We start from the raw sequence: 777 nt of genomic DNA, 5'->3' as shown, positions 1-777 counted from the left end.
CTGCAGAAGCTGTACCAGCAGGCCCTGGCCGAGGGCGGGACCCTGACCGTGTATGCCGGCGGCGACACGCCTTACCAGGCCGACTACCTCCGCGACGCCTTCCTCAAGAAGTTCCCGAAGATCAAGTTCAACATGGTCACGGACCTCAGCAAGTACCACGACGCCCGCATCGACAACCAGATCGCCGAGCACCACGTCGTCGCGGACGTCGCCCAGCTGCAGACCCTCGACGACTTCCCGCACTGGAAGAAGGAAGGCGTGCTGGCGAAGTACAAGCCGGTCGGCTGGGACAAGGTCTACCAGCAGATCAAGGACAAGGACGGCTACTACACCGGCGTCATGTTCTTCGGCTTCGCCAACGTCACCGCCAAGACACTCGGCAGCGACGCCCCCGTCGAGGCGAAGGACTTCCTCAAGCCCGAGTTCAAGAACAAGCTCGTCTTCACCTACCCCAACGACGACGACGCCGTCCTCTACTACTTCAAGCAGCTCACCGACAAGTACGGCCTCGGCTACCTGAAGAAGCTCCTCGCCCAGCACCCGAAGTTCGTCCGCGGCACCCAGGCCGCCGCCGACACGGTCGGCACCAACGGCTACGTCGCCAACTTCGGCAGCGCCGGCAGCTTCTCCGGACTGTCCACCACCAGCATCCCCCGGCACAGCCCCTGGGTCACCTGGCCGCAGACCGCCGCCATCCTCAAGAAGGCCCCCCACAAGGCCGCCGCCAAGCTCTACCTGAGCTGGCTGCTGTCCAAGGACGCCCAGACCAACTCCATC

At 64.4% G+C, this 777-nt stretch carries 1 protein-coding gene; it reads left to right on the top strand.

Going from position 1 to position 777, the window contains the following annotated elements; translation table 11 throughout:
- Window positions 1-777: ABC transporter substrate-binding protein (locus tag GRC12_RS44810; RefSeq protein ID WP_208786136.1), on the top strand; the 777-nt coding region annotated here is incomplete at both ends.

The organism is Streptomyces griseorubiginosus, from assembly GCF_017614965.1.
GTDB classification, from domain to species: domain Bacteria; phylum Actinomycetota; class Actinomycetes; order Streptomycetales; family Streptomycetaceae; genus Streptomyces; species Streptomyces griseorubiginosus_B.
Note: the sequence above shows the minus strand (reverse complement) of the source record. Positions and strands in the feature narration are given on the sequence as shown.